Source organism: Clostridium saccharoperbutylacetonicum N1-4(HMT) (assembly GCF_000340885.1).
Classification (GTDB): domain Bacteria; phylum Bacillota; class Clostridia; order Clostridiales; family Clostridiaceae; genus Clostridium; species Clostridium saccharoperbutylacetonicum.
Window position 1 is genome coordinate 2,783,558 of record NC_020291.1, and the last position, 20,994, is coordinate 2,804,551.

Sequence of the window (20,994 nt, forward strand, 5' to 3'; positions counted from 1 at the left end):
ATAGTGATTGCTTTTACAATAGCCTTTATTTTAAGTGTAGTCATTGTATTGTTAGTTTGTCTAGACAATGTAAAGAAGATTACATTGCTTAAGAGAAGTTTTTTTAATGTTTATTTATTCTTTGCGCCACATATTGTTCTACTTGAATATTTTTTAATAAACAATTCATTCTTAGTAAATAATTATTTTGTGTTAAGTTGGATTAGCTTGACAATAATTCTTTTTATTTTATATATTTGGTTAAGGATAAACCTGTCTCCAGGCAATAAAAAAGAAAATATTACTCAAAGGTTAAAGGTAATGCTTAGTGGCAGAGGTCTTATCCTGTATGGATTATATACATTAATGATTCAAGTACCTATATATACTATTGGTATTAATATTGTGAAGAATGTTAATATACCAAAACATATATTCATATTGGATATTATTGTTTTAATAGTTAGCATTTCAATTTTACTTTTCAATGGAACAATAAGAATTTTATTTGTTTCAAACAAGTTAAGTATAGCTAGAAAGTATTTTATAGGGATTATAAGTTTAGTGCCGGGGATAAATATTTTCATAATGCTATACTTAATTCATGTGGCAGGCTCAGAGTATGATCATGAAAGTTATAAAGTTAATAATAATGAAATTAAAATTGAATCAGATGTTTGCAAGACAAAGTACCCTCTAATGCTTGTTCATGGTGTGGGGTTTAGAGACTATAAATATATAAATTATTGGGGAAGAATACCTAAGGAGTTAATTAAAAATGGAGCAGAGATTTATTATGGAAATCAGGAGGCATGGGGGACTATTGAATATAATGCTTATGAAATTAAAGAAAGAATTATTCGAGTTTTAAAAGAAACAAATGCAGAAAAGGTAAATATAATTGCTCATTCAAAAGGAGGCTTAGATGCACGCTATGTAATTAGTAAATTAAAGATGGGAAATTATGTTGCCTCTTTAACTACAATTTCAACGCCACATAGGGGCTGTAAATTTGTAGATAAAGCATGTAAGCTTCCTAATTGGTTATATAAAGGAGTCGCATGGCTTTTTGATAAATATTATGCGCATCAAGGAGATAAAAAACCTGATTTTTATACTGCCAGCAGGCAATTTTCAACTTTTAATAGTAAAAGATTTAATGAAGAAGTAAAAGATGATAAGCAGGTTTATTATCAAAGTTATGTTACTGCTTTAAAATGTGTGATTAGTGATTATGTACTTTCAATACCATATCTTATGATTAAAGCAATAGATGGAGAAAATGATGGGCTTGTATCTGTTGAATCAGCTAAATGGGGAGAGTTTAAGGGAATCTTGAGAAATAAATATAGACGTGGGATTTCTCATGCAGATATAGTTGATTTTAGGAGGGCTGATTATAAAGAATTTGAGGTTGTAAAAAAATATATAGAAATAGTATCTGAATTAAAACGTAAAGGATATTAAATACCTGATTATTTAAAAGCTATCAGGTGTTTTTTATAAAAAATTATATATTTAGTTCGCATTTTCCATATTTGATAGTTATATATATGTGGTACCATTAATATGTGAAAAATATAGAAGAAAATAATTTTAGAATAAGTGGAGTAGGAGTTGTAGGAATACCTAAAGAACTTATGTCTATTCAAAAAAATCCTATGATAAAACATGCGATGTTAGGAACTATGGTTGATAAGTATTAATTTTAATTGAAATTCTAAAATAAAAACAGTATACTTCTTAATATGAAAATGACATGCTATAATATATGTAAAGATTAGGGGGAGAATTTTCTTTATTATTGAGTTACTGATTTTATTTTAGGGGGATAATTTAATGAAAGAAATAGCGGAAGAATTATCGGTGTTTTTTAACTATTCAGATAATGTTAGTTATGAAAATGATGATGTGAATTATAGTAAAATAGTTAATGTATTTGATTCTTTTGAGAATATGCATAAAATGAGTAAAGACGATTTCTTAGAGAAAATTTTTGTTGGTGCATTTAAACTTATACCTGAAGCACAAAAGGGATCATTTTTTGAACTTGTAGAAGATAAGTATGTGCCAATATTTTGTAACGGTTATGATATGGATGTATTAAGAAAGCTTGAATTTAAGAGAGAGGATGCATTTATTGAGTATCAATGTTCAGATGTGTCAAGCATAGAAGCATATGAGATTTATATAGAAAGACGTGATGATTCAAAATATTCTGAAGAAATGATTAATATATTTAAATCACTGGGAACATACAATAGTTATACATCACTATATGCACCAATTCAAGTCGAAGGTGTGAATGTAGGAATAATATGTTTTGAGTGCTTTGATAAAAAAAGCTTTTCTAAAGATTCAAAGAAAGTATTAAAGTTTTATGCTCAAATTATATCTAACTTCTATGCTATGAAAACTTTTCATGAGAAAGAAAAAAAGATGTACGACGATATAGTAACAGCATTGGTGTCGGCTATTGAAGTTAATGATAAATATACTGAAGGTCATGCAAAAAGAGTAAGGGAATACAGTTGCGCAATTGCAGAAGAACTTGAACTTCCTAAGGTTAAAATTAATGATATTAGTACAGCTGCTTTATTACATGATATTGGGAAGATTGGAATCTCCACAGAAATATTAAATAAACCAGGTAAATTAACTGAAGAAGAATACGGTATTATCAAGCAGCATCCAGTGTATACCAAGACCATTTTAGAAAAAATTAGAGGCTTTTCTACAATAACTAATTTTGCCTATAATCATCATGAAAATTATGATGGATCTGGATACCCACGAGGTTTAAAGAATAATGAAATACCTTTAGAAGCTCAAATTATTCAAGTAGCGGATGCTTACGATGCAATGACTTCGGAAAGAGCATATAGAAAGGCATTATCTACAGAGGATGCATTAAACATAATAAAGAAGGAAATGGGAAAGCAATTCAATCCTGAAATAGCAAAGGTTGCAATAAAAATATTTTCAAAATAAGAAAAAGGAGGGAATTAAATTTGGAACGAGAAAGCTAGTTGGTGTTTCAAATGGAAAGTATGAAAGAAAAGATAAGTATCATAATAAATGAAATGATAAAATATTATGCTGGTGATCCAAGAAGAGTTAATCACTTTTTGAAGGTATTTTCATTTGCTAAGTCTATTGGTGAATTAGAAAATTTAGATAAGGCTGCTCAAGAAGTTTTGGAAGTAGCAGCTGTAATGCATGATATAGGAATTAAAGTTAGTGAAGAAAAATATAATTCTTCAGCAGGGAATTATCAAGAAATTGAGGGCCCACCAGTTGCAAAAGAAATGCTTTTAGGGCTTGATTATGATTTGAAGTTTATTGATAGAGTATGTTATTTAATTGGACATCATCATACATACAGTAAAATTGATGGGATAGATTATCAAGTATTAATAGAAGCCGATTTTTTGGTTAATATTTATGAAGATGAAATTAAAATGCCTCAAATTCAAAGTATTAAGGAAAAATATTTTAAAACAAAAGCCGGAACAGTGTTTTTAGATAATTTGTATTTGTAAAATTATAGCGAACGAAATGAATTTGTATCATGATAGTTAGTGATGTAGGAAGTTCTAATGTATGTTTCCTACATCATTATAATTTATGGTGAAATTCAATCTATTTTTTGCTATTTCTATAAGCAACATTTCTTGTAATCATCATGGTATTTTCTTCTCTAGGAAAATGTACAGGGTTAATTTTATTTTTGTTATACAAATCGATTATATCTATAACATCTAAGGCCAATTCCTTAAAGCTAATTAATCCATACATTCTTGGTGGAAGGATATAAATTGGTTTATCGGGATTTGAATTTTTAAGAAATCTATTTACACTCATTATCAGATGAGGGCAGCATACAATTATATCAAATTCATTAATTCTCTTTTTTATCAATGCAAAAGCAGAAAATTCAATAAAAAAATCATTTTGCATATTATTTTCAGAGATTTCTTTTTCAACTTTATGGCATAAAGCACTTGAAGAAAAACCACCACCACAGCATAAAAGTATTTTTATCATTTTAAGGCCTCCATATATATAATATTTAATAAGTTAATCATATCAAAATGAGTATTTTGATTCAACATATTAGCAAAATTACCTTTATTTAAATATTATTTTAATTTATGAAGAATTATTGTTGACTTTCCACTTAGGGGAGGATTTAAAATGTTTTTGAAGGGAGGTGAAATCTTGAAAATTAGTGAGTTTGCTAAAAGGTCAGGTGTAACTGTGAAAGCATTACGGTATTATGATAGGATTGGATTGCTGCAACCTTCTGTAAAGACAGATTCAGGTTATAGAATTTATTGTGATGAAGATTTTATTAAATTACAACAGGTTACTACTTTGAAATTTATTGGATTATCCCTTGATGAGATTAAACAACTAATAAATAATAAGCATGAAAATATACATAGTATGATTGATGTTCAAACAAGAGCTTTGGAGGAAAGTAAAAAGCACATTGATATAGTTCTTACTGCTTTATACAAAGCAAAAGCGCAGCTTGAAAATTATAATAATTTGGAAGTTCAGCAGCTTATTGATATTATCAAGATTACAAATATGGAGACAAAAGCAAAACAAAGATTTAACAATGCAAGTAAACAATACGTTACTGATAGTTACTACTGGAGGTCTAAAACAGCAGAATTAATAAATGAATTAGTAAGGCCTCAGATTAAGGATGTCATACTTGATTTAGGGTGTGGTACAGGAAAACAATTAATTGAATTATCAACAAAAGTAAGATTAGGAATTGGTATAGATATTAGTGAAGGGATGCTAAGTCAAGCTAAGATTAATTTAAAAAATGAAAAGGCATCAAATATAGAATTCTATACAGGAACATTTGAAGAGCCTGAATTAAGTGTTGATTTGTATAAGAAAGGTATTACTAAAATTATAACTAATTATTCTTTACATCATTTATCCACTTATTATAAACAAAAAGTTATTAAAAAAATGATCGATATAGGTGGGGAAGCCTTAGAAAAAATTATTATCGGTGATTTGATGTTTTTTGAAAATCCTGAAAATCATAAAGATGAGTTTAATGTAGTTGGATATGGGCCGGAAGTTGATTTTCCATCTAGGGTTGAAGAATTAATGGAATGTTTTTCAAACTTTAATTTTACTGTCGAAGTACACAAGTTACATCCGCTTGTAGGTATTATTGTAGCAAATAGGATTAAATGAGTTTATATGTAAAAATAAAATAATAAGATCAATAGGCAGTTTAAACTTGATATTGTTCCCCTATGGTAGAAAGGGAGCAGTTCAACTTAAATATTAACTGCCTATTTGTATATATAAATTACTCGTCTTTAGAATCAAAACTAGAACATCTTGTTTCAGAATAAATTTGAGCACCGTTTCCTGATACATATACAGACTCTAGTCCACACAATCTATTTGAGTTATGAATGCAGCTTTCAACGTTGCAAGTAAGTGCATCGCATTGGCCTTGTGAATTTGTATTATTAGTTAGGTGGCTATAATGGTATTCATGTAAAAAAGATCCACAACAGGTTCCTTGTGTACTATTTGCAGACATTCCACCAATATCAACTCTGTTGGAATAACAAATTCCAGTTTTATTGTGTGAACAATTAGAAACATTACAATTAATTCTTTCCATAAAAAACACACTCCTTTTAATATAAGCATAAATTCATAAATTTTATTTACTGAAGTACCTATCAAGCAAACCCTTAAATGCTCTTCCATGTCTAGCTTCATCTTTACACATTTCATGGACTGTATCATGTATTGCATCTAAATTATTTTCCTTAGCAATTGTTGCAAGTTTCTTTTTGCCCTCACAAGCACCATATTCTGCTTCGACTCTGGCGCTTAAATTAGACTTTGTATCGGCAACTACAACTTCACCGAGAATTTCAGCAAATTTTGCTGCATGCTCTGCTTCTTCAAAGGCAATTCTCTTATAGGCTTCACCAACTTCTGGATAACCTTCTCTATCTGCTTGACGAGACATGGCTAAATACATTCCAACTTCAGTGCATTCCCCTATAAAATTAGCTCGCAAACCTTCTAATAATTCATCATTTAGTCCGTTTGCAATTCCAATTCTATGCTCATCAGCAAAATTTAATTCATCTTTCATTTCTTTAAATTTGTCAGCACCTGCTTTACAAATAGGGCAAATTTCTGGTGGAGTATCACCTTCATGGATATAACCACAAATAGTACAAATAAATCTTTTCATGTAAAATTCCTCCATAAACAATTTGTTATTTTTAGTTATCATATAACCTAAGAAATAGTATTACCATTTGAAAATAAATTTATTAATTAAATTTATATAGAAAAATATGTTATAATTTATTGATATATTGTAAAAGTCTAGACAATAGGGAGGATTTTAATTTGGATAATAAGTTTGAATATATATTGTTTGATTTAGATGGAACAATTACTGATTCTGGTGAAGGAATAACAAAATCTGTTCAATATGCTTTAAAAGATTTTGGAATTGAAGTAGAAAATATTAAGGAATTGAATAAATTTATAGGTCCACCATTAAAGGATTCATTCAAAAGATTTTATAATTTTGATGATGAAAAAGCAGAATTAGGTCTAAGAAAATACAGAGAGTATTATGCAGATAAAGGGATTTATGAAAATAGTTTATATGATGGAATTGTTGAAGTTTTAGACAAACTTAAGAAAAGTAATAAAAAAATCATACTTGCTACATCAAAGCCTGAAGTGTATGCAAAAGAAATATTGAAATACTTTAAGATTGACGAATATTTTACTTTTGTGGGTGGTGCAGATTTTGAGGAAACAAGAGTAAGCAAAGGTGATGTCATTAAGTATGCTTTAAAAGAGGCACAAGTATCTGATTTATCGAAAACTATTATGATTGGCGACAGGGAACATGATATAATTGGTGCTAAGGAAAATAATATTAAATCAATAGGTGTTCTTTATGGATATGGTGATGTAATAGAATTAACTCAAGCTAGGGCAGACCATATTATAAAAAATGTGGACGAATTAATAGATATTATTTTATAAAAGAGCATATTTAAATATTGGAAGTGAAGCTTAATTAAGAGTAAAATTTAAGTTGATTAAATTAGCAGGTATACCAAGTAATTTTCAGATTGGTTGCCTGCTTTTTGTTGACATAATTTTAAGTAAACAAGTAGTTTGTGGTGAATTGATTTTATACCAAAAAGTTACAAAAGCTTTTAAGATACTTAAAAATATACTATAATAATATTAGTATAATAATGCTAAATGATAAATATTATGCCATAATTAAATATTATTTAGTCGATTTATAAAGATAGAGTGGTGGGATTTGTTGACAAGGTTAGAGAAATACGTGTGTGCTACATATATATGTTTAGCAGTTGCTTTAGGTGGAGTACTAGGATATTTTAAATTTGCAGTATATGATATCTCTAAGGCATCAGCAATGCAGAAGGATGAGAATGAGAACGTTAGTGAAGCCAAAGAAAATGAAATAAATGTACCAACTGGATTTGTTCCAATAAAAGCAGAATTGACAGCTTATTGTAATTGTGCTATATGTTCTGAGCAGTGGGGGTCTCAGACTGCAATGCAGACACATACAAGAGTAGGTGTTGTTGCTACACCTAAGGAAATATCTTTAGGAAGCAAATTATTTATTCCAGATTTAAAGAAATTTAAGGAGGATTGCTTATTTGATGTTGAGGATAGAGGTGGTGCAGTTAAAATAAAAAGTGATGGTACATATATTATAGATGTGTGGCTACCTACGCATGAGCAAGTCAAGGAATTTGGACGTAAGAAGACTATTGTATATTTATTGAAATAATATCAACTTGAAGTTTTCATAAAATTCAATTAAAATATTTTTAGAAATAAAGTAAAAAGAGATTGGTGTTGTAAAATATCAAATTATTTTATAACAAAGGAGGACAAAATACTTATGGGGCAGTCGGAAGAAAATAGTAAAATTGTTAGGGAAAATGATGAAATGATTATTTCACCAGAATTTGTTGAAGAGAAGGTAGAAGAGTTAAACGAAGTTTTGTTAGTTTATCGCTCAGCTATTAAAGAAGTGAGAACTAAATTAGAGATATTAGATGATGAACTAAAAATAAAGAGAAAAAGAAATCCAATAGAATATATGAAGTCTAGAGTAAAAACGCCAGGCAGCATTATGGATAAACTACATCGCAAAGGTCTTGAAATGAGTATTGAATCTGCAAAAAAGAATCTTAATGATATTGCAGGTATCAGAGTTATATGCTCTTTTGTAGGAGATATATACGAAATTGCAAAGATGCTTATAAGGCAAGATGATATAACATTAATTGAAGAAAAGGATTATATAAGTACCCCAAAGTCTAATGGTTATAGAAGTCTACATTTGGTTGTAGAAATACCAATATTTTTCTCTGATCATGTGGAGCCTGTTAAAGTTGAGGTTCAAATAAGAACCATTGCCATGGATTTTTGGGCAAGCCTTGAACATAAATTGTATTACAAAACTTCTGGAGAAAGTCCAACACATATTACACGAGATTTAAAGGAATGTGCAGAACTTATAGCATCAACAGATATGAGGATGCAGGATATACATAATGAAGTTGAAAAATTAAGATGATTGGAGATGGATGAAAGTGATTAAGGATACTGTATTAAAAAATAGATCTTATAGAAGATTTTATCAAGAAAAAAACATTGAGCTAAATGAATTAAGGGAATTAGTTGATTTAGCAAGATTATCACCTTCAGGGGCTAATAAACAAGTTTTAAGATATATATTATCCAATACAAAGGATTCAAATGATAAAATATTTGATTGCATTTTTTGGGCAGGATATTTTAAGGAGTGGGATGGTCCAGATGAAGGCGAAAAACCAAGTGCGTATATAGTTGTGCTTAAAGACACTACTAATGGCAGTGGTTCTCCTCAAGATGATGGTATAGCTGTTCAAAGCATGTTGCTTGGAGCTGTTGAAAAAGATCTAGGAGGGTGTATAATCGCAAATATAGATAGGAATAAACTAAGAGAAAAACTTAATATAATTGAGCAATATGAAATTTCTTTAGTTTTGGCATTAGGATATCCAAAGGAAGATGTTGTAATTGAGAATATAAATGATTCTGGTGATATTAAATATTGGAGGGATAAAAATCAAGTTCACCATGTACCTAAAAGAACTTTAGATCAGTTGATTATAAAAGAAAATTAATTTTCATATAAATATTAATTTTGAACATACTATACTTATGACTTTATTATAAAGGAGACGAGTAGGTATGGAAAGAGAGCATTATATTATTGACGGATTAGCAAATGAAAATATGAAAACTCAAATTAAAAATGCCCTTGAAAAAATTGAAGGTGTGAATAAAGTTTGTGTAGATCTTGCCCGTGGAAGTGTTGAAGTAATTTACAATACTCCTGCGACTCAAGGAGAAATCAAAGACTGTATAGAAAATACAGGAGCTGGGCAGTTTACAGTTCACAATTAAAAGTTTATAGTTGGAGGAAGAAATCCCCTAGGGGATTTCTTAATTTATATATGAAAAGCTAGTAGTTTTTTCTACCATAACTGTAAACTGTGCACTGTAACCTGTAAACTGATTTCTAGCCTTCTAATATTTTTACATAGAAAGTTCTATCTCTTGGCCCATCAAATTCACAAAAATAAATATCCTGCCATCTTCCTAATATTAAATTTCCGTTATTTAAAATAAAAGTTTGCGAAGCACCAATAGTAGACGATTTTAAATGAGCATGAGAATTTCCTTCGAAATGCTTATAATTTTCATCAACAGATGGATAAACTTTTTCAAAACCATATATTAAATCACGAACTACATCTGGATCAGCATTTTCATTTACAGAAATTCCAGCAGTAGTATGAGGACAATAAACTACTACGATTCCATTTTCAATATTACTGTTTTTAATATCCTCTCTTATGTATGGTGTGATATCAATCATAGTTTGCCTAGGAATAATTTCAATTGAATGTTTGAATAAATTAGTCATAGAAAGCCTCCTAAAAATATTTTGATTATAATATATGATATATTAAAAGGTTAAATATATAAATAGTTTATATAAAAGTAAGGTACATTTATTTAAAAAAGAATATAACGAATATTATTCCAATAATAGATATTTGTGTTATATATTTAAAATTATGTTAATAAAAATAATATGTAAGCGTAATTTATATGTTATGGAGTGATATAAACATGATAAAATTCAAATATTTAATGAGGATAATAATAGGTGGAATTATTTTTGGAGAATTATTTACTTTTACAGCAAATGCAGGCAGCTGGGTGAGTGTTGATAATAGTTGGCGATATTATAGTGATGTACAGACTGGGTGGTACAAATCTAATGGATATTGGTATTACAATGATGACAAAGGCATAATGAAAACCGGATGGGTTAAGAGTGAGGGAAATTACTATTATCTTGACTTACAAACAGGGAAAATGCTAATTGGATGGATTCAAGATAAGGGTAATTGGTACTATTTAAATAGCGATGGTAAAATGGTGACAGGATGGCTTGAGTATAATGGAAATTTATATTATTTAAATGTTCATGGTGCTATGGTTAAGGATGTTTATATAGGTGCTTATTACTTGGGACCTGATGGAGCATGGAGAGAAGAACATCAACATTGTCGTTAATATTTGCATAAAAATTAAGTAATCGCTATTTTAGTAAACTATTAATAATTAGCTAAAGTGGGATTACTTAATTTACAGAATATGTACAAGTTATAAATAAAAGTGTGAACATAGTAATTTTAATATATTTATCTCCAAACATCATCAATAACACTATCGATTTTACTCATTGCAATTTGAATAGCTTCAGTTTTTTCTGCTTCTGAAGTTCCAGTATTATCTACTAATAGTTCTTCAAATCTTTTAATTCCCATAAACTTTACTATATCATATACATAATTTAATCCTTTGTTCATTACTAATTTCAAGTACCATGGAATTGGACTGCCAGAAGATTGCACATATATCATACCTCTCTGCTTATCATTTAATAAACCTTCAACAGTGTTTTGTTCAATATGTATAGTTTTGCCTTCCATGATAACACAGTCAAGATATTCTTTTAAAGGAGCAGGAAATGAAAGACTCCACATTGGAGCAGTAATTACATACATATCTGCAGCTTTGAATTGATTTGTTAGTGTTACCATTTTATGAGCTTCTTTTTTTTCGTCTTCCTTCAATTTATTAAAATCTTCTTCTTTTATCATGCAGTTTCTTTTTTCAAAATATTGATATTCAAGTCTAGGAATGTGGCATTTATATAAATCTAATTCTTCAAGCTGAAAATCAGTATGTTTAGTTAAAAATCTATTAACTACTTCACGCCCAATAATTTTGCTGGCAGATAGCTCTTCGGGTTTAGAATTTACTGTGATATAAAGTAAAGTTTTCATTTTTTAAACACCCTCTTAAATATGATTTTAACTATAGTATTTACTGGTTCATACATTTTATTTAAGATACTTTATAAAATTATTATCTTTTATTTCTAAGATAATAAATATAATGTTATTATATTTATTATAATGTGAAATAATAAAACCAATTGGAGAAAATAAGACTATGCTTATGATAAGAACTACAATTAATATTGTAGGCAGCAAGACTAGGGAGAGGATGAAATAAAATGAAACCTATAATAGGTATAACCACTATGCATGAAATAGAAATAGAAAAATCATTTACTTTAGCAAGTAATAACTATTTAAGAGCAGTTGAAGCTGCAGGAGGAGTGCCATTATTTCTTCCTATTACAGAAGAGCTTGAAGATATAAAGTCATATCTAAATATAATTGATGGAATTGTCTTTACGGGAGGAGAAGACATATCTCCTTTGAAGTACGGTGAGAATCCACTACAAATAGAGTTTATAATAAATAATTCAAGAGATAATTTTGAATTTAATCTTTTTCTAGAGGCATATAATATGGATATGCCAATCCTAGGAATATGCAGAGGAGCTCAACTAATTAATGTGGCTTTAGGGGGGAGCTTATATCAAGATATTAATTTACAATTTTCAAATTGTCATGGTCACATGCAGTCAGAGATGCAGGTATATGATTTTTTTCATGAAGTAATAGTTGATAAAGATAGTAAATTATTTGATATATTTAAAAGTAGAGAACTAGAAGTGAATTCTTTTCATAAGCAAGCAATAAAAGCTTTAGGAGATAACTTAAAAGTTACAGCTACTGCAAAAGATGGAATTATAGAAGGAATTGAAGGCATTAGTAGGAAGTTTTTAGTTGGTGTACAATGGCATCCAGAAGATTTAAGTTTAAAACACAAAGATTTTGTGAATTTATTTAAAGCATTAATTGATAATGTATAAAATTAGCTAAGGAGGAGTAACTAATGAAACCAATAATTGGATTAGCTTTATCTAATAGAGTTAAATCTAAAAAAGCATACAGTGTTATAAATAATGATTATATTAAAGCAGTACAAAAAGCTGGTGGAACACCAATTCTTATACCATTTAGTGACAATATAGAGAATATAAAAGTTTATATTGATAAAATTCAAGGAATTATATTCACAGGAGGAGAAGATATTTCACCTTTGTTTTATAATGAGGAACCAAGAAAAGAGGTTCAATGTATAATTGAGGAAAGAGATAAATTCGAGTTGGAGCTTTTTAAGGAAGTTTATATAAAGAATATTCCCATTTTAGGGATATGCAGAGGTCTTCAGCTTATTAATATTGCTTTGGGAGGAAATTTGTATCAAGACATTAAATTTCAAATTCCTAATAGTTATGGTCATGCTCCAAGACAAACCTTAAGATCTAATCTCTATCATTCAGTTAAAATAGAAAAAAGTAGCAGATTATTTGATATATTTAAAACAGAAGATTTAAAGGTTAATTCATTTCATCATCAAAGTGTAAAGAAGCTAGGAGAAAATTTGAAAATTTCAGCAGTTTCTAATGATAATATAGTTGAAGGAATTGAAAGTACAAATGATAAATTTTTGGTAGCAGTTCAATGGCATCCAGAAAACTTAATTGAAAATCATCCGGAATTTTTAAAGTTATTTCAGACATTTATTTATATGGCAGGAAAAGAATTGGCATAATTTGGATAAAGCTAAGCTGATTTATTTGATGAAGGTAAAATTAAATAATTAATATAAAGAGAAATAAACCTATTTAAATTTTAAATAGGCTTATTTCTAATATTTTGAGTTTATAAATAGTATAGCTGAAATTTATCAGAAATTTCAGGGTATACTAAAATGGATTAGTATTAATAAGAGGTTTCCAATTGGTATAAATCTTTTCACTTCTTATTGAATAAGTTATAGCGTTACTCTCAGATATGGCTAATGAACTAAGCTTTTTGTTGAATGATTCTGAAAAAGCTTTAAGGGCTTCTGGAACTAATGCCAAAGATACGTTGTATGCTTCAAGAGGATCTGAAGAGGTATAACTTCTATTAGCAGAGATAATTTTAGTAGCGCCATCACTCGCCTCATCAACAAAATTTTTAATAGTGTTTTTAATTGTATTATCAAAGTTGTATGGGTAACTTACTTCTAAGGTAAGCCTATAACCAATATCTCTTGTTTTAACACAAGGAAGATCATTTTTTAATATAGTATCATCTATACAACCTACAACTTTATTTATAATTTCTTCTTTAAATTCTGGAATATCAATCGAAGACAAAGTATTTGAATATATCTCTCTTGTTTCATTTAATGAGAAATCCTTGTTAATATTTATTTGAGACTTTTTATCTCTAGTCAAATTATCACAAGTTGGACAATTATCATTAATGTCATCTGCTCGGTAGCATATAAAAGAATCAATTCTTCTTAAGTCTATCCCCCAATAAACCCAAGTATTTCTAAACCATCTAAATCCAGAAGCAGAGCGCCTATCAACATTTAATAAAAAGGCCCAATAATTTCTACCACTAACTTCCCAAATGTATGTGTATTTATAAAGACAAAATCTTATTGAACCTGAGCTCACAGCTTTAGTAGATATTCCACCTTCTCCAGGATAGGCACCAAGTTTTTGCACCTCAGGAGCATTTTTCTTAGGAATGTAATTAGGTGGTGGTGATTTAGGTATTCCAGGAGGATTAAATGTTCCACCTGGATAATTAAAGTTTGGTTGATTTAATCCAGGGGGAATATTATCATCAGGCATTGAAGGAAAAAGATTTTTTTGTCTTTCGAATGATTCAAAAGGAAGAGCTGAAAAATTAAATTTTTCAAAATTTATATCATCTTCGAAAGGAATATTTGATTCATTAAACATCTAGTTAAAAACTCCTTAAGATTTATTTATCAATATTATATTCAAAGAAGTACAATGTTGTTAGTATCTAATTTGTAAAAATAGAGTTAATATATAATTAAAGTAATAATAAATTGGAGAAAATTGTATTCAAATATTGAAAATTGCGGTTCGTAATGTTATAGTAATGTTATACATAATTGTATTATAAAAATACATAAAGCATATTTATAAAAAATATGCTTATATAATGCAATAAATTATTTGAGCTAAGGTATTAGTTTGGTTTTATTTCGATGGTTGAAGAAGGGTGGTTTTAAGCTATGAGGGAAAGTGAGAAAAATATACTATTAATCGATGATTCGGCAAGTATTCGAATGTTTATAAGAGGTCTCTTAGAAGATGAAAATTATAATGTGTATGAAGCTATTAATGGCGAAGATGGACTTGTTAAGTTTAAAGAGCTTGGAAATATTGACTTAGTAATTACAGATATTTACATGCCTAAAAAAAGCGGTTTAGAATTTGTAGTCGATTTAAGAGAAAAAGATAAGCAAACCAAGGTAATTGTTCTTTCTGATGGTGGGCAATATAATTTTTCTAATGAATTAGGTGTTGTAGAAGCTCTAGGTGCAACAACTTTCCTTAAAAAAGATTTGATAAAAGATGAATTGATTTCAAAAGTAAAAGAAATAATATCATAAGAAGTTTATTTTATATGAATATTAACTTAAAGCTCATTAGATTAACAAGCAGATCTAATGAGCTTTTTTCTTAATTTTTATCGTTATAATATGAATCGATCTTTTTTATTTTATCAATAAGGGAAATTAATTGCTTTTCTGGTTGCATTTTTGCTTTAATTGCTTCTAATTTAGCACCTAAGGCTTTAGAAACATAAAAATAATCATCATCTGTAATTAGACCATTTCTATATAAAATACTAATTTGATCATATAAAACACTTACTTCACGAGTGGTTAGCGCAGGTTTATTAGAATGATCGTAGTCAATAAGCATTTGTCGAACATCTAAAGTAGAATCTTTTCGTGCATAATCCATGGGATTTAGACCTATTGTTTCAATGATACGTTTTATTGCAAAAGCAATTTCAATGCTTTTTTTTGATTCATATCTAGTTTGTGGAGGTGTAACAGGGGAATCTACATCAGCTTGAAGTGTATTTTTATCGTTGTTTGATTTTTGACTATTACTAGAATTAGCAGATACACTATCTAGTATCGTTTCAAATTTTGAAATATTATTGTTTGATTTATTATTTGAATTAATAGCGTAAGCAGTATTATTTTTTTCTTCAACTTTTATTTCCATAAAAATATCTCCTTTCTATAAATGGAATAACATTACAAATTTATTATCGAACTATATTCATATTTATTTATAGATATGTTACTTAATAATATTGATTGTTATATTATCTATATTTTTAGGAAATTAAGGTTATTTTAAGTTGCCAAGAAGTTAAAATTTAGTATAATAATCCTATGAAAGGGAGGCTTTTATTATGATAAGAATAGACAATATAACAAAGAGTTATAACGGTACATATAAAGCTGTTGATAATTTGAATTTACAAATAAATGATGGAGAGATTTATGGATTATTGGGACCTAATGGCGCAGGAAAAACTACTACAATTAAAATGATAACTGGAATAATAGCGCCGACTAATGGAATAATTGAAATTAATAACATAAATATTAATAAAGATCCAATTAAAGCTAAAGAGCAATTTGGATATGTTCCAGATAGTCCAGATATGTTTTTAAGATTAACGGGAATAGAATATTTGAATTTTATGGCAGATGTCTACGGGGTTTCTAAGGAAGATAGGGAAGAAAGAATAATGGAAATGTCAAAAAGATTTGGAATGGAATCTGCTTTAGGCGATAAAATTCAAGCATATTCTCATGGAATGAGGCAAAAAATTGTATTAATTGGAGTTATGATACATAATCCAAAGGTGTGGATTTTGGATGAACCAATGACTGGTTTAGATCCAAAAGCTGCATTCACATTAAAAGAAATGATGAGAGAACATGCTGATGCAGGAAACACTGTGATTTTTTCAACTCATGTACTAGAAGTTGCAGAAAAAATTTGTGATAAAGTAGCAATAATAAATAAGGGGCAATTAATATTCAATGGAACTTTAGAAAATATGCACGATAAATTCAAGGAAAATGAATCCTTAGAAGAAATGTTCTTGGAGATGACTGAAGATGAACAGGCTTAGTGTTGTAACAAAATATTTCATAAAAAATGCCCTTGGTGAAATGTTTGGAAGTAGCAAAAAAAAATCAGCATTTCTAGTAGCATTAATGATTTTCGGAGTAAGCATGATATCAATGCCATTTACGATGATGGTTGGGCTTGGTTATGAAGAATTTCATGCTGTTGGTCAGGAAGGTATGTTGTTATCGCTTATAATTTCTGCAGGTGCAACTGTTTGTTTTTTCTTTGGAATATATACAATAATGAATGTATTTTATTTTTCAGATGATATAGAAGTTTTATTGCCACTTCCTATAAAAAGTAGTGAGTTAGTAATTGGTAAATTTGCAGCAGTATTAATAAATATGTATATTTATACTGCAATGTTGATACTTCCTTTAGTAGCTTTTGGGGTGGTATCTAAAGCAAATATATTTTATTATTTGTACGTTATAATTGTACTAATTATAACTCCTGTATTACCTATGGTTCTAGCTTCAATTATTTGTATGATTCTTATGAGATTTACGAGTTTGTCAAAACATAAAGATGGATTTAGGATGTTCACAGGATGTGCAACTTTAATTTTAATTGTTGTTTTTAATTATTTAAATTCTGGTTCAAAAGGTAATATGTCTCAGGAACAGGCACTTTTGAAATTTTCAGAAGGTCATAATAGTATGATGGACATGATGACAGGAATTTTTATTACTAATAAATTTTCTTCATATGGATTGCTTTATAATAATGAAACTAGGGGATTAATATACATACTTCTAGGTTTAATTTTAAGCATAATTATATTTGTTATATATTCATATATTGGCGGAAAGTTATATTTAAAAGGAATAATAGGAATATCAGAATCTTATAGTAAAAAAGAAAATATTTTAGAAAATGGGAAAGTTAAAAAGTTTATTCAGATAAATTCTCCGTTGAAAGCTTTAGTAATAAAAGATATTAAAATAATGTTTAGAACTCCGACATACTTTATTAATTGTATAGCTATGATATTTTACATGCCTGCAATACTTGGAGTTGCAATGCTATCACGAAGTAATATAAGTGAAATAAGAAATATGTTAAGCCAAGGCACAAGTATCTATGGATTTGTTATTGTGGGTGCATTTGTTTTAGCATCAATGTCTGTAATGACAGGAGGAGCTAGTGCTACAGCACTATCAAGGGAAGGAAGAGATATTTTAGTATCTAAATACATCCCTGTTTCCTATAAAACTCAATTATATTCAAAGATAATTTCTTCAGTATGTATAAATGGGGCCGGTTCAATAATTGTAGCTATAGCACTTGTTATAATTGGAGTAAGCCCATTATTATTTATTTTAGGATTTTTAGTATCTGTAGCAGCAATATTGGTAATATCACTATTTGGAATATTTATTGATTTTAAATCGCCAAAATTAGAATGGGAAAATGAAAAAGCAATGTTTAAGAAAAATTACATGCCTCTTTTAATTATGTTTATTATATTTGTCATATCAGCAATTCTTGTAGTGCTAAATATTCTTATACAGAACTATATTGTAATATTTGGAATTTGCATGAGCTTAGCTCTTATTGGAAGTTTTATCTTATATAAAATTCTGATTAAGCTTGTTTATAAAGTATATTTAAATGATAAATAATACTTTTTTGAATCCTTGTTTATTGAAGAAATAAGCAAGGATTTTTTTATCAAATATTACTAAGTAACAGTGTATATTTTGTTATACAAATTATATATATTTATGTATAATAAAGTAAATGGAAAGTGTATTATATTGTAAATATATCACCTTTATATTAATATAAGCGAAGTAGGGGAATTTAACATGAAATTAATAAAAGCTAATAAAGAAATGGAGAAGGAATACTATAAATTTGTTAATGAATGGCAGGATTATAATGAAGAAATAATACCATCTTCAGCAAGACTGTTTGATATGAGTTATGAAAAATGGTTGGAATATACCTATGAAATAGAAAACAAGGAAACTTGTCCAAAGCATTGGGTTCCAGCGGTTACATATTTTTCTGTAGATGAAAGTGGAAAGATTATAGGTGCTATCAATATAAGAATGAGACTAAATGATTATTTATTTAATTATGGTGGTCATATCGGTTATGGTATTCGGCCAACTGAGCGTAAAAAAGGATATGCATCTTTAATGTTATCTTTAGCCTTACCAATTGCTAAACAGATTGGAATAGACAAAGTTTTAATTACTTGCGATAAAAATAATGTTGGTTCAGCTAAAACGATTATAGCAAATGGCGGCATTTTAGAAAATGAAGTAATGGAAGATGAAGAAATAGTTCAAAGGTATTGGATAGAGATCAGATAAAGATCATAAAAGTTTAGGTAAGAAGAGAAGGGGGATAAATTTAAATAAGTTGGAGGCGAATTATATGGAAGATAACATCAAGGAAATTATAATTGAGCGTTGCAGAAAAGGAAAGATGAATATAGATAGTCTTTCGATAAGTACTACAGAAGATGGCTTTATAGCAACAGATGGATATACTTCTATTTTGTTTGATAAAAATGGGAACTATGCTTCTCTGCCAATGCATAAATTATATGGAAATAAAGCGACAAAGGCAGTTAATTTTGGATTTAAAATTTATTCATTTATAATAATAGCAGTGATAGTTATAATAATATTTATAAGTATCTTTATAAAATAATGTAGAATAATAAATAATATTTAAATTATGAATAGGAGAAAAGATGGAGATATACACAATTGGACATTCAAATTACGCAGTTGAAAAGTTAATTCATATGTTAAAACATTATAATATTAATTGTGTTGTAGATATTCGTGGAATTCCTTATTCAAAATATAATATTCAATACAATAAAGAAACAATAGCTGGAACCTTAAAGGAAGCAGGTTTTTTATACATATATATGGCAAAGGAATTTGCAGCAAATAGAGAAAATAAAAGATCATATAATAAAGAAGGATATTCGGATTTTGAAAAAGTAATTACTGAAATAGAATTCTTAAATGGAATAGAAAGATTGAAGAAGGGGTGTGAAAAAGGTTATAGAATAGCATTACTAGGGGCTATGCAGGATCCGATAAGATGTCACAGAAGCATATTGGTTGGAAGGGCGCTAAGTAATGAAGGTTTTAATGTTAAACATATTTTAGATGATTATACAGTGGCCACTCAAAAAATGATAGAAGAGAATCTTTTAAATAAATTTTTTAGCAATAGGAACCAAATTACAATAGATAATTTGCTTGGAGTCTCTTTGAATGAAGTGGAAATGGTTAAACAAGGATATAGACTAGCAAATAAAGAAATTGGATATAGAGTTGAGCATTTACAATGATTTTTATAATAAATTTTAAGAGGGTTATGATGTCAGGCTTGCAATTAGTTTAACAAGAATATTTTATAATAAATATTCTACTTGATATTTATAAGCTCAAATTTAGATAAAAGAACATATATTGTTTTATTAATAATGATTTTAGGAATGAAAATAGTGAAGATTTTATCTAAATTTTTTAGAAATAGAAAATGTAAATTGGAAGACACTAGAGCTGAAAGTAAAGAAGCAATTTTAAAGAATTCAAGTGCTATAAGTAATTATGAAAGTGATACTAATTATTTAATTTGGGTAAATAAAAAAAAGTTTCAGGTGAATATTTTTAAAGGAAGCAAAAATAATTGGAATTTAATTAATAGTTATATTTGTACTATAGGAAAACCATCCACTCCAACGCCTAATGGTGTTTTTACAGTTGGAATAAAAGGTTTATATTTTGGAGTTGAGAAAGGTTATAAGTGTTGGTATTATACACAGTTTAAAGGAAATTATTTATTTCACTCAATTATATATAACTTAGATGGCTCTGTTAGAGATGGAAGACTTGGAATGAGATTATCTGATGGATGTATAAGACTTGCTAAAGAAAATGCTAAGTGGATTTATGATAATATACCAAGGGGAACAAAGGTGGTAATTAATTAGTAAAGAGAGGAATAGTATTATGAGATATGAATGGATTGATGAATATTGCCTTGATAAAAAAGGTGTTGAAAAAGATTTTAAAGAAGAATGGAATGCAACTAGATATATGGTAAGAGGAAAAATTTTTGTGATGCTTGGAGGAGATAAAGAGGGCACACCAATAATTACAATAAAATGTGACCCGAGCTTTGGAAGATTCTTGAGAGATGAGTATGAGGATATAATTCCAGGATATCATATGAATAAGGAACATTGGAATTCCATATACATTGGAGGAAAAGTTCCTGATGAGGTTATAAAACAAATGACAGATATGTCGTATAGTTTAATCTTAAATTCACTAAGTAAAAAAATTCAAAAAGAAATTTTAGAAAGATAATAATTAATATAATAAAAACTCAATTCCTAAGATCTAAAGCTTAGAAATTGAGTTTTCTAA

Annotated in this window: 29 protein-coding genes; 22 read left to right on the top strand and 7 right to left on the bottom strand. The window is 28.4% G+C overall.

The window, feature by feature from the left end; translation table 11 throughout:
* The first annotated feature begins 3 nt into the window (after positions 1 to 3).
* The 4 genes from CSPA_RS12330 to CSPA_RS12340 all read left to right on the top strand — a co-directional run bounded on the left by CSPA_RS12330 (position 4) and on the right by CSPA_RS12340 (position 3,521).
* The gene (locus CSPA_RS12330) at positions 4 to 1,446 is read left to right on the top strand and encodes a lipase family alpha/beta hydrolase (RefSeq protein WP_015392609.1); all 1,443 of its coding nucleotides are present in this window, start codon (positions 4 to 6) and stop codon (positions 1,444 to 1,446) included.
* A 104-nt stretch (positions 1,447 to 1,550) separates the two neighbouring features.
* On the top strand, positions 1,551 to 1,685 hold the full coding sequence (locus CSPA_RS30765) for a hypothetical protein (RefSeq protein WP_017810653.1): 135 nt from the start codon (positions 1,551 to 1,553) through the stop codon (positions 1,683 to 1,685).
* 133 nt (positions 1,686 to 1,818) lie between these two features.
* Entirely contained in the window at positions 1,819 to 2,970 is a 1,152-nt protein-coding gene (locus tag CSPA_RS12335; protein ID WP_015392610.1) for an HD-GYP domain-containing protein, read from the top strand.
* Between the two features lie 59 nt (positions 2,971 to 3,029).
* Positions 3,030 to 3,521 carry an HD domain-containing protein gene (locus CSPA_RS12340; RefSeq protein WP_026106399.1) on the top strand — a complete coding sequence of 164 codons (492 nt, stop codon included), beginning with the start codon at positions 3,030 to 3,032 and terminating at the stop codon, positions 3,519 to 3,521.
* A 100-nt stretch (positions 3,522 to 3,621) separates the two neighbouring features.
* Here CSPA_RS12340 and CSPA_RS12345 read toward each other — a convergent pair whose 3' ends face one another.
* Positions 3,622 to 4,026, bottom strand: a complete 405-nt coding sequence (locus tag CSPA_RS12345) for a PTS sugar transporter subunit IIB (protein WP_015392612.1) — start codon at positions 4,024 to 4,026, stop codon at positions 3,622 to 3,624.
* A 150-nt stretch (positions 4,027 to 4,176) separates the two neighbouring features.
* Between CSPA_RS12345 and CSPA_RS12350 the strand changes: the two genes are divergently transcribed.
* Positions 4,177 to 5,208 (top strand): MerR family transcriptional regulator, encoded by a 1,032-nt coding sequence (locus CSPA_RS12350; RefSeq protein ID WP_015392613.1) that lies wholly within the window; start codon positions 4,177 to 4,179, stop codon positions 5,206 to 5,208.
* A gap of 118 nt (positions 5,209 to 5,326) precedes the next feature.
* Here the strand turns inward: CSPA_RS12350 and CSPA_RS12355 are convergent, their stop codons facing one another.
* Both CSPA_RS12355 and CSPA_RS12360 read right to left on the bottom strand, forming a co-directional pair.
* A complete protein-coding gene (locus tag CSPA_RS12355; RefSeq protein ID WP_015392614.1) occupies positions 5,327 to 5,650 on the bottom strand; it encodes a DUF1540 domain-containing protein in 324 nt (107 codons plus the stop codon).
* A gap of 42 nt (positions 5,651 to 5,692) precedes the next feature.
* Positions 5,693 to 6,238 (bottom strand): NADH peroxidase, encoded by a 546-nt coding sequence (locus CSPA_RS12360; RefSeq protein ID WP_015392615.1) that lies wholly within the window; start codon positions 6,236 to 6,238, stop codon positions 5,693 to 5,695.
* Between the two features lie 161 nt (positions 6,239 to 6,399).
* Here CSPA_RS12360 and CSPA_RS12365 point away from each other — a divergent pair, with 161 nt between their 5' ends.
* The 6 genes from CSPA_RS12365 to CSPA_RS12385 all read left to right on the top strand — a co-directional run bounded on the left by CSPA_RS12365 (position 6,400) and on the right by CSPA_RS12385 (position 9,513).
* Positions 6,400 to 7,053 (top strand): HAD family hydrolase, encoded by a 654-nt coding sequence (locus tag CSPA_RS12365; RefSeq protein WP_015392616.1) that lies wholly within the window; start codon positions 6,400 to 6,402, stop codon positions 7,051 to 7,053.
* A 52-nt stretch (positions 7,054 to 7,105) separates the two neighbouring features.
* A complete protein-coding gene (locus CSPA_RS29750) occupies positions 7,106 to 7,255 on the top strand; it encodes a hypothetical protein (RefSeq protein WP_017810652.1) in 150 nt (49 codons plus the stop codon).
* 90 nt (positions 7,256 to 7,345) lie between these two features.
* On the top strand, positions 7,346 to 7,843 hold the full coding sequence (locus tag CSPA_RS12370) for a 3D domain-containing protein (protein WP_015392617.1): 498 nt from the start codon (positions 7,346 to 7,348) through the stop codon (positions 7,841 to 7,843).
* Between the two features lie 114 nt (positions 7,844 to 7,957).
* Positions 7,958 to 8,638: a GTP pyrophosphokinase gene (locus CSPA_RS12375; RefSeq protein ID WP_015392618.1), complete on the top strand. Its 681-nt coding sequence runs from the start codon at positions 7,958 to 7,960 to the stop codon at positions 8,636 to 8,638.
* Between the two features lie 16 nt (positions 8,639 to 8,654).
* Positions 8,655 to 9,230: a nitroreductase family protein gene (locus CSPA_RS12380; protein WP_015392619.1), complete on the top strand. Its 576-nt coding sequence runs from the start codon at positions 8,655 to 8,657 to the stop codon at positions 9,228 to 9,230.
* Between the two features lie 67 nt (positions 9,231 to 9,297).
* Entirely contained in the window at positions 9,298 to 9,513 is a 216-nt protein-coding gene (locus tag CSPA_RS12385) for a heavy-metal-associated domain-containing protein (RefSeq protein ID WP_015392620.1), read from the top strand.
* Between the two features lie 115 nt (positions 9,514 to 9,628).
* On the opposite strand, the gene CSPA_RS12390 is transcribed toward CSPA_RS12385, so the two are convergent.
* Positions 9,629 to 10,036, bottom strand: coding sequence for a secondary thiamine-phosphate synthase enzyme YjbQ (locus CSPA_RS12390; protein ID WP_015392621.1), 408 nt, complete (start codon positions 10,034 to 10,036; stop codon positions 9,629 to 9,631).
* Positions 10,037 to 10,245: 209 nt separating this feature from the next.
* On the opposite strand from CSPA_RS12390, the gene CSPA_RS12395 reads away from it, so the two are divergent.
* Positions 10,246 to 10,695 carry a hypothetical protein gene (locus CSPA_RS12395; RefSeq protein WP_015392622.1) on the top strand — a complete coding sequence of 150 codons (450 nt, stop codon included), beginning with the start codon at positions 10,246 to 10,248 and terminating at the stop codon, positions 10,693 to 10,695.
* A gap of 128 nt (positions 10,696 to 10,823) precedes the next feature.
* Here CSPA_RS12395 and CSPA_RS12400 read toward each other — a convergent pair whose 3' ends face one another.
* Positions 10,824 to 11,471, bottom strand: coding sequence for an FMN-dependent NADH-azoreductase (locus tag CSPA_RS12400; protein WP_015392623.1), 648 nt, complete (start codon positions 11,469 to 11,471; stop codon positions 10,824 to 10,826).
* Between the two features lie 233 nt (positions 11,472 to 11,704).
* Here CSPA_RS12400 and CSPA_RS12405 point away from each other — a divergent pair, with 233 nt between their 5' ends.
* Both CSPA_RS12405 and CSPA_RS12410 read left to right on the top strand, forming a co-directional pair.
* Positions 11,705 to 12,412 (top strand): gamma-glutamyl-gamma-aminobutyrate hydrolase family protein, encoded by a 708-nt coding sequence (locus tag CSPA_RS12405; protein ID WP_015392624.1) that lies wholly within the window; start codon positions 11,705 to 11,707, stop codon positions 12,410 to 12,412.
* 23 nt (positions 12,413 to 12,435) lie between these two features.
* Positions 12,436 to 13,158 carry a gamma-glutamyl-gamma-aminobutyrate hydrolase family protein gene (locus CSPA_RS12410; protein WP_015392625.1) on the top strand — a complete coding sequence of 241 codons (723 nt, stop codon included), beginning with the start codon at positions 12,436 to 12,438 and terminating at the stop codon, positions 13,156 to 13,158.
* 154 nt (positions 13,159 to 13,312) lie between these two features.
* On the opposite strand, the gene CSPA_RS12415 is transcribed toward CSPA_RS12410, so the two are convergent.
* Entirely contained in the window at positions 13,313 to 14,350 is a 1,038-nt protein-coding gene (locus CSPA_RS12415; RefSeq protein ID WP_015392626.1) for a hypothetical protein, read from the bottom strand.
* 302 nt (positions 14,351 to 14,652) lie between these two features.
* On the opposite strand from CSPA_RS12415, the gene CSPA_RS12420 reads away from it, so the two are divergent.
* Positions 14,653 to 15,033 carry a response regulator gene (locus CSPA_RS12420; RefSeq protein WP_015392627.1) on the top strand — a complete coding sequence of 127 codons (381 nt, stop codon included), beginning with the start codon at positions 14,653 to 14,655 and terminating at the stop codon, positions 15,031 to 15,033.
* A 70-nt stretch (positions 15,034 to 15,103) separates the two neighbouring features.
* Here the strand turns inward: CSPA_RS12420 and CSPA_RS12425 are convergent, their stop codons facing one another.
* The gene (locus CSPA_RS12425) at positions 15,104 to 15,661 is read right to left on the bottom strand and encodes a hypothetical protein (protein WP_015392628.1); all 558 of its coding nucleotides are present in this window, start codon (positions 15,659 to 15,661) and stop codon (positions 15,104 to 15,106) included.
* Between the two features lie 193 nt (positions 15,662 to 15,854).
* On the opposite strand from CSPA_RS12425, the gene CSPA_RS12430 reads away from it, so the two are divergent.
* From CSPA_RS12430 to CSPA_RS12460, 7 genes are all read left to right on the top strand, one after another.
* Entirely contained in the window at positions 15,855 to 16,586 is a 732-nt protein-coding gene (locus tag CSPA_RS12430; RefSeq protein ID WP_015392629.1) for an ABC transporter ATP-binding protein, read from the top strand.
* A complete protein-coding gene (locus CSPA_RS12435; RefSeq protein ID WP_015392630.1) occupies positions 16,573 to 18,210 on the top strand; it encodes a putative ABC transporter permease subunit in 1,638 nt (545 codons plus the stop codon). The genes CSPA_RS12430 and CSPA_RS12435 overlap by 14 nt, the downstream gene beginning before the upstream one ends.
* Before the next feature lie 186 nt (positions 18,211 to 18,396).
* On the top strand, positions 18,397 to 18,909 hold the full coding sequence (locus CSPA_RS12440; protein ID WP_015392631.1) for a GNAT family N-acetyltransferase: 513 nt from the start codon (positions 18,397 to 18,399) through the stop codon (positions 18,907 to 18,909).
* A 64-nt stretch (positions 18,910 to 18,973) separates the two neighbouring features.
* On the top strand, positions 18,974 to 19,252 hold the full coding sequence (locus tag CSPA_RS12445) for a hypothetical protein (RefSeq protein WP_015392632.1): 279 nt from the start codon (positions 18,974 to 18,976) through the stop codon (positions 19,250 to 19,252).
* A 43-nt stretch (positions 19,253 to 19,295) separates the two neighbouring features.
* Positions 19,296 to 19,910, top strand: coding sequence for a DUF488 domain-containing protein (locus CSPA_RS12450; RefSeq protein ID WP_015392633.1), 615 nt, complete (start codon positions 19,296 to 19,298; stop codon positions 19,908 to 19,910).
* 156 nt (positions 19,911 to 20,066) lie between these two features.
* A complete protein-coding gene (locus CSPA_RS12455) occupies positions 20,067 to 20,555 on the top strand; it encodes a L,D-transpeptidase (RefSeq protein WP_015392634.1) in 489 nt (162 codons plus the stop codon).
* Positions 20,556 to 20,574: 19 nt separating this feature from the next.
* A complete protein-coding gene (locus tag CSPA_RS12460) occupies positions 20,575 to 20,934 on the top strand; it encodes an MmcQ/YjbR family DNA-binding protein (RefSeq protein ID WP_015392635.1) in 360 nt (119 codons plus the stop codon).
* Positions 20,935 to 20,994: the final 60 nt, after the last annotated feature.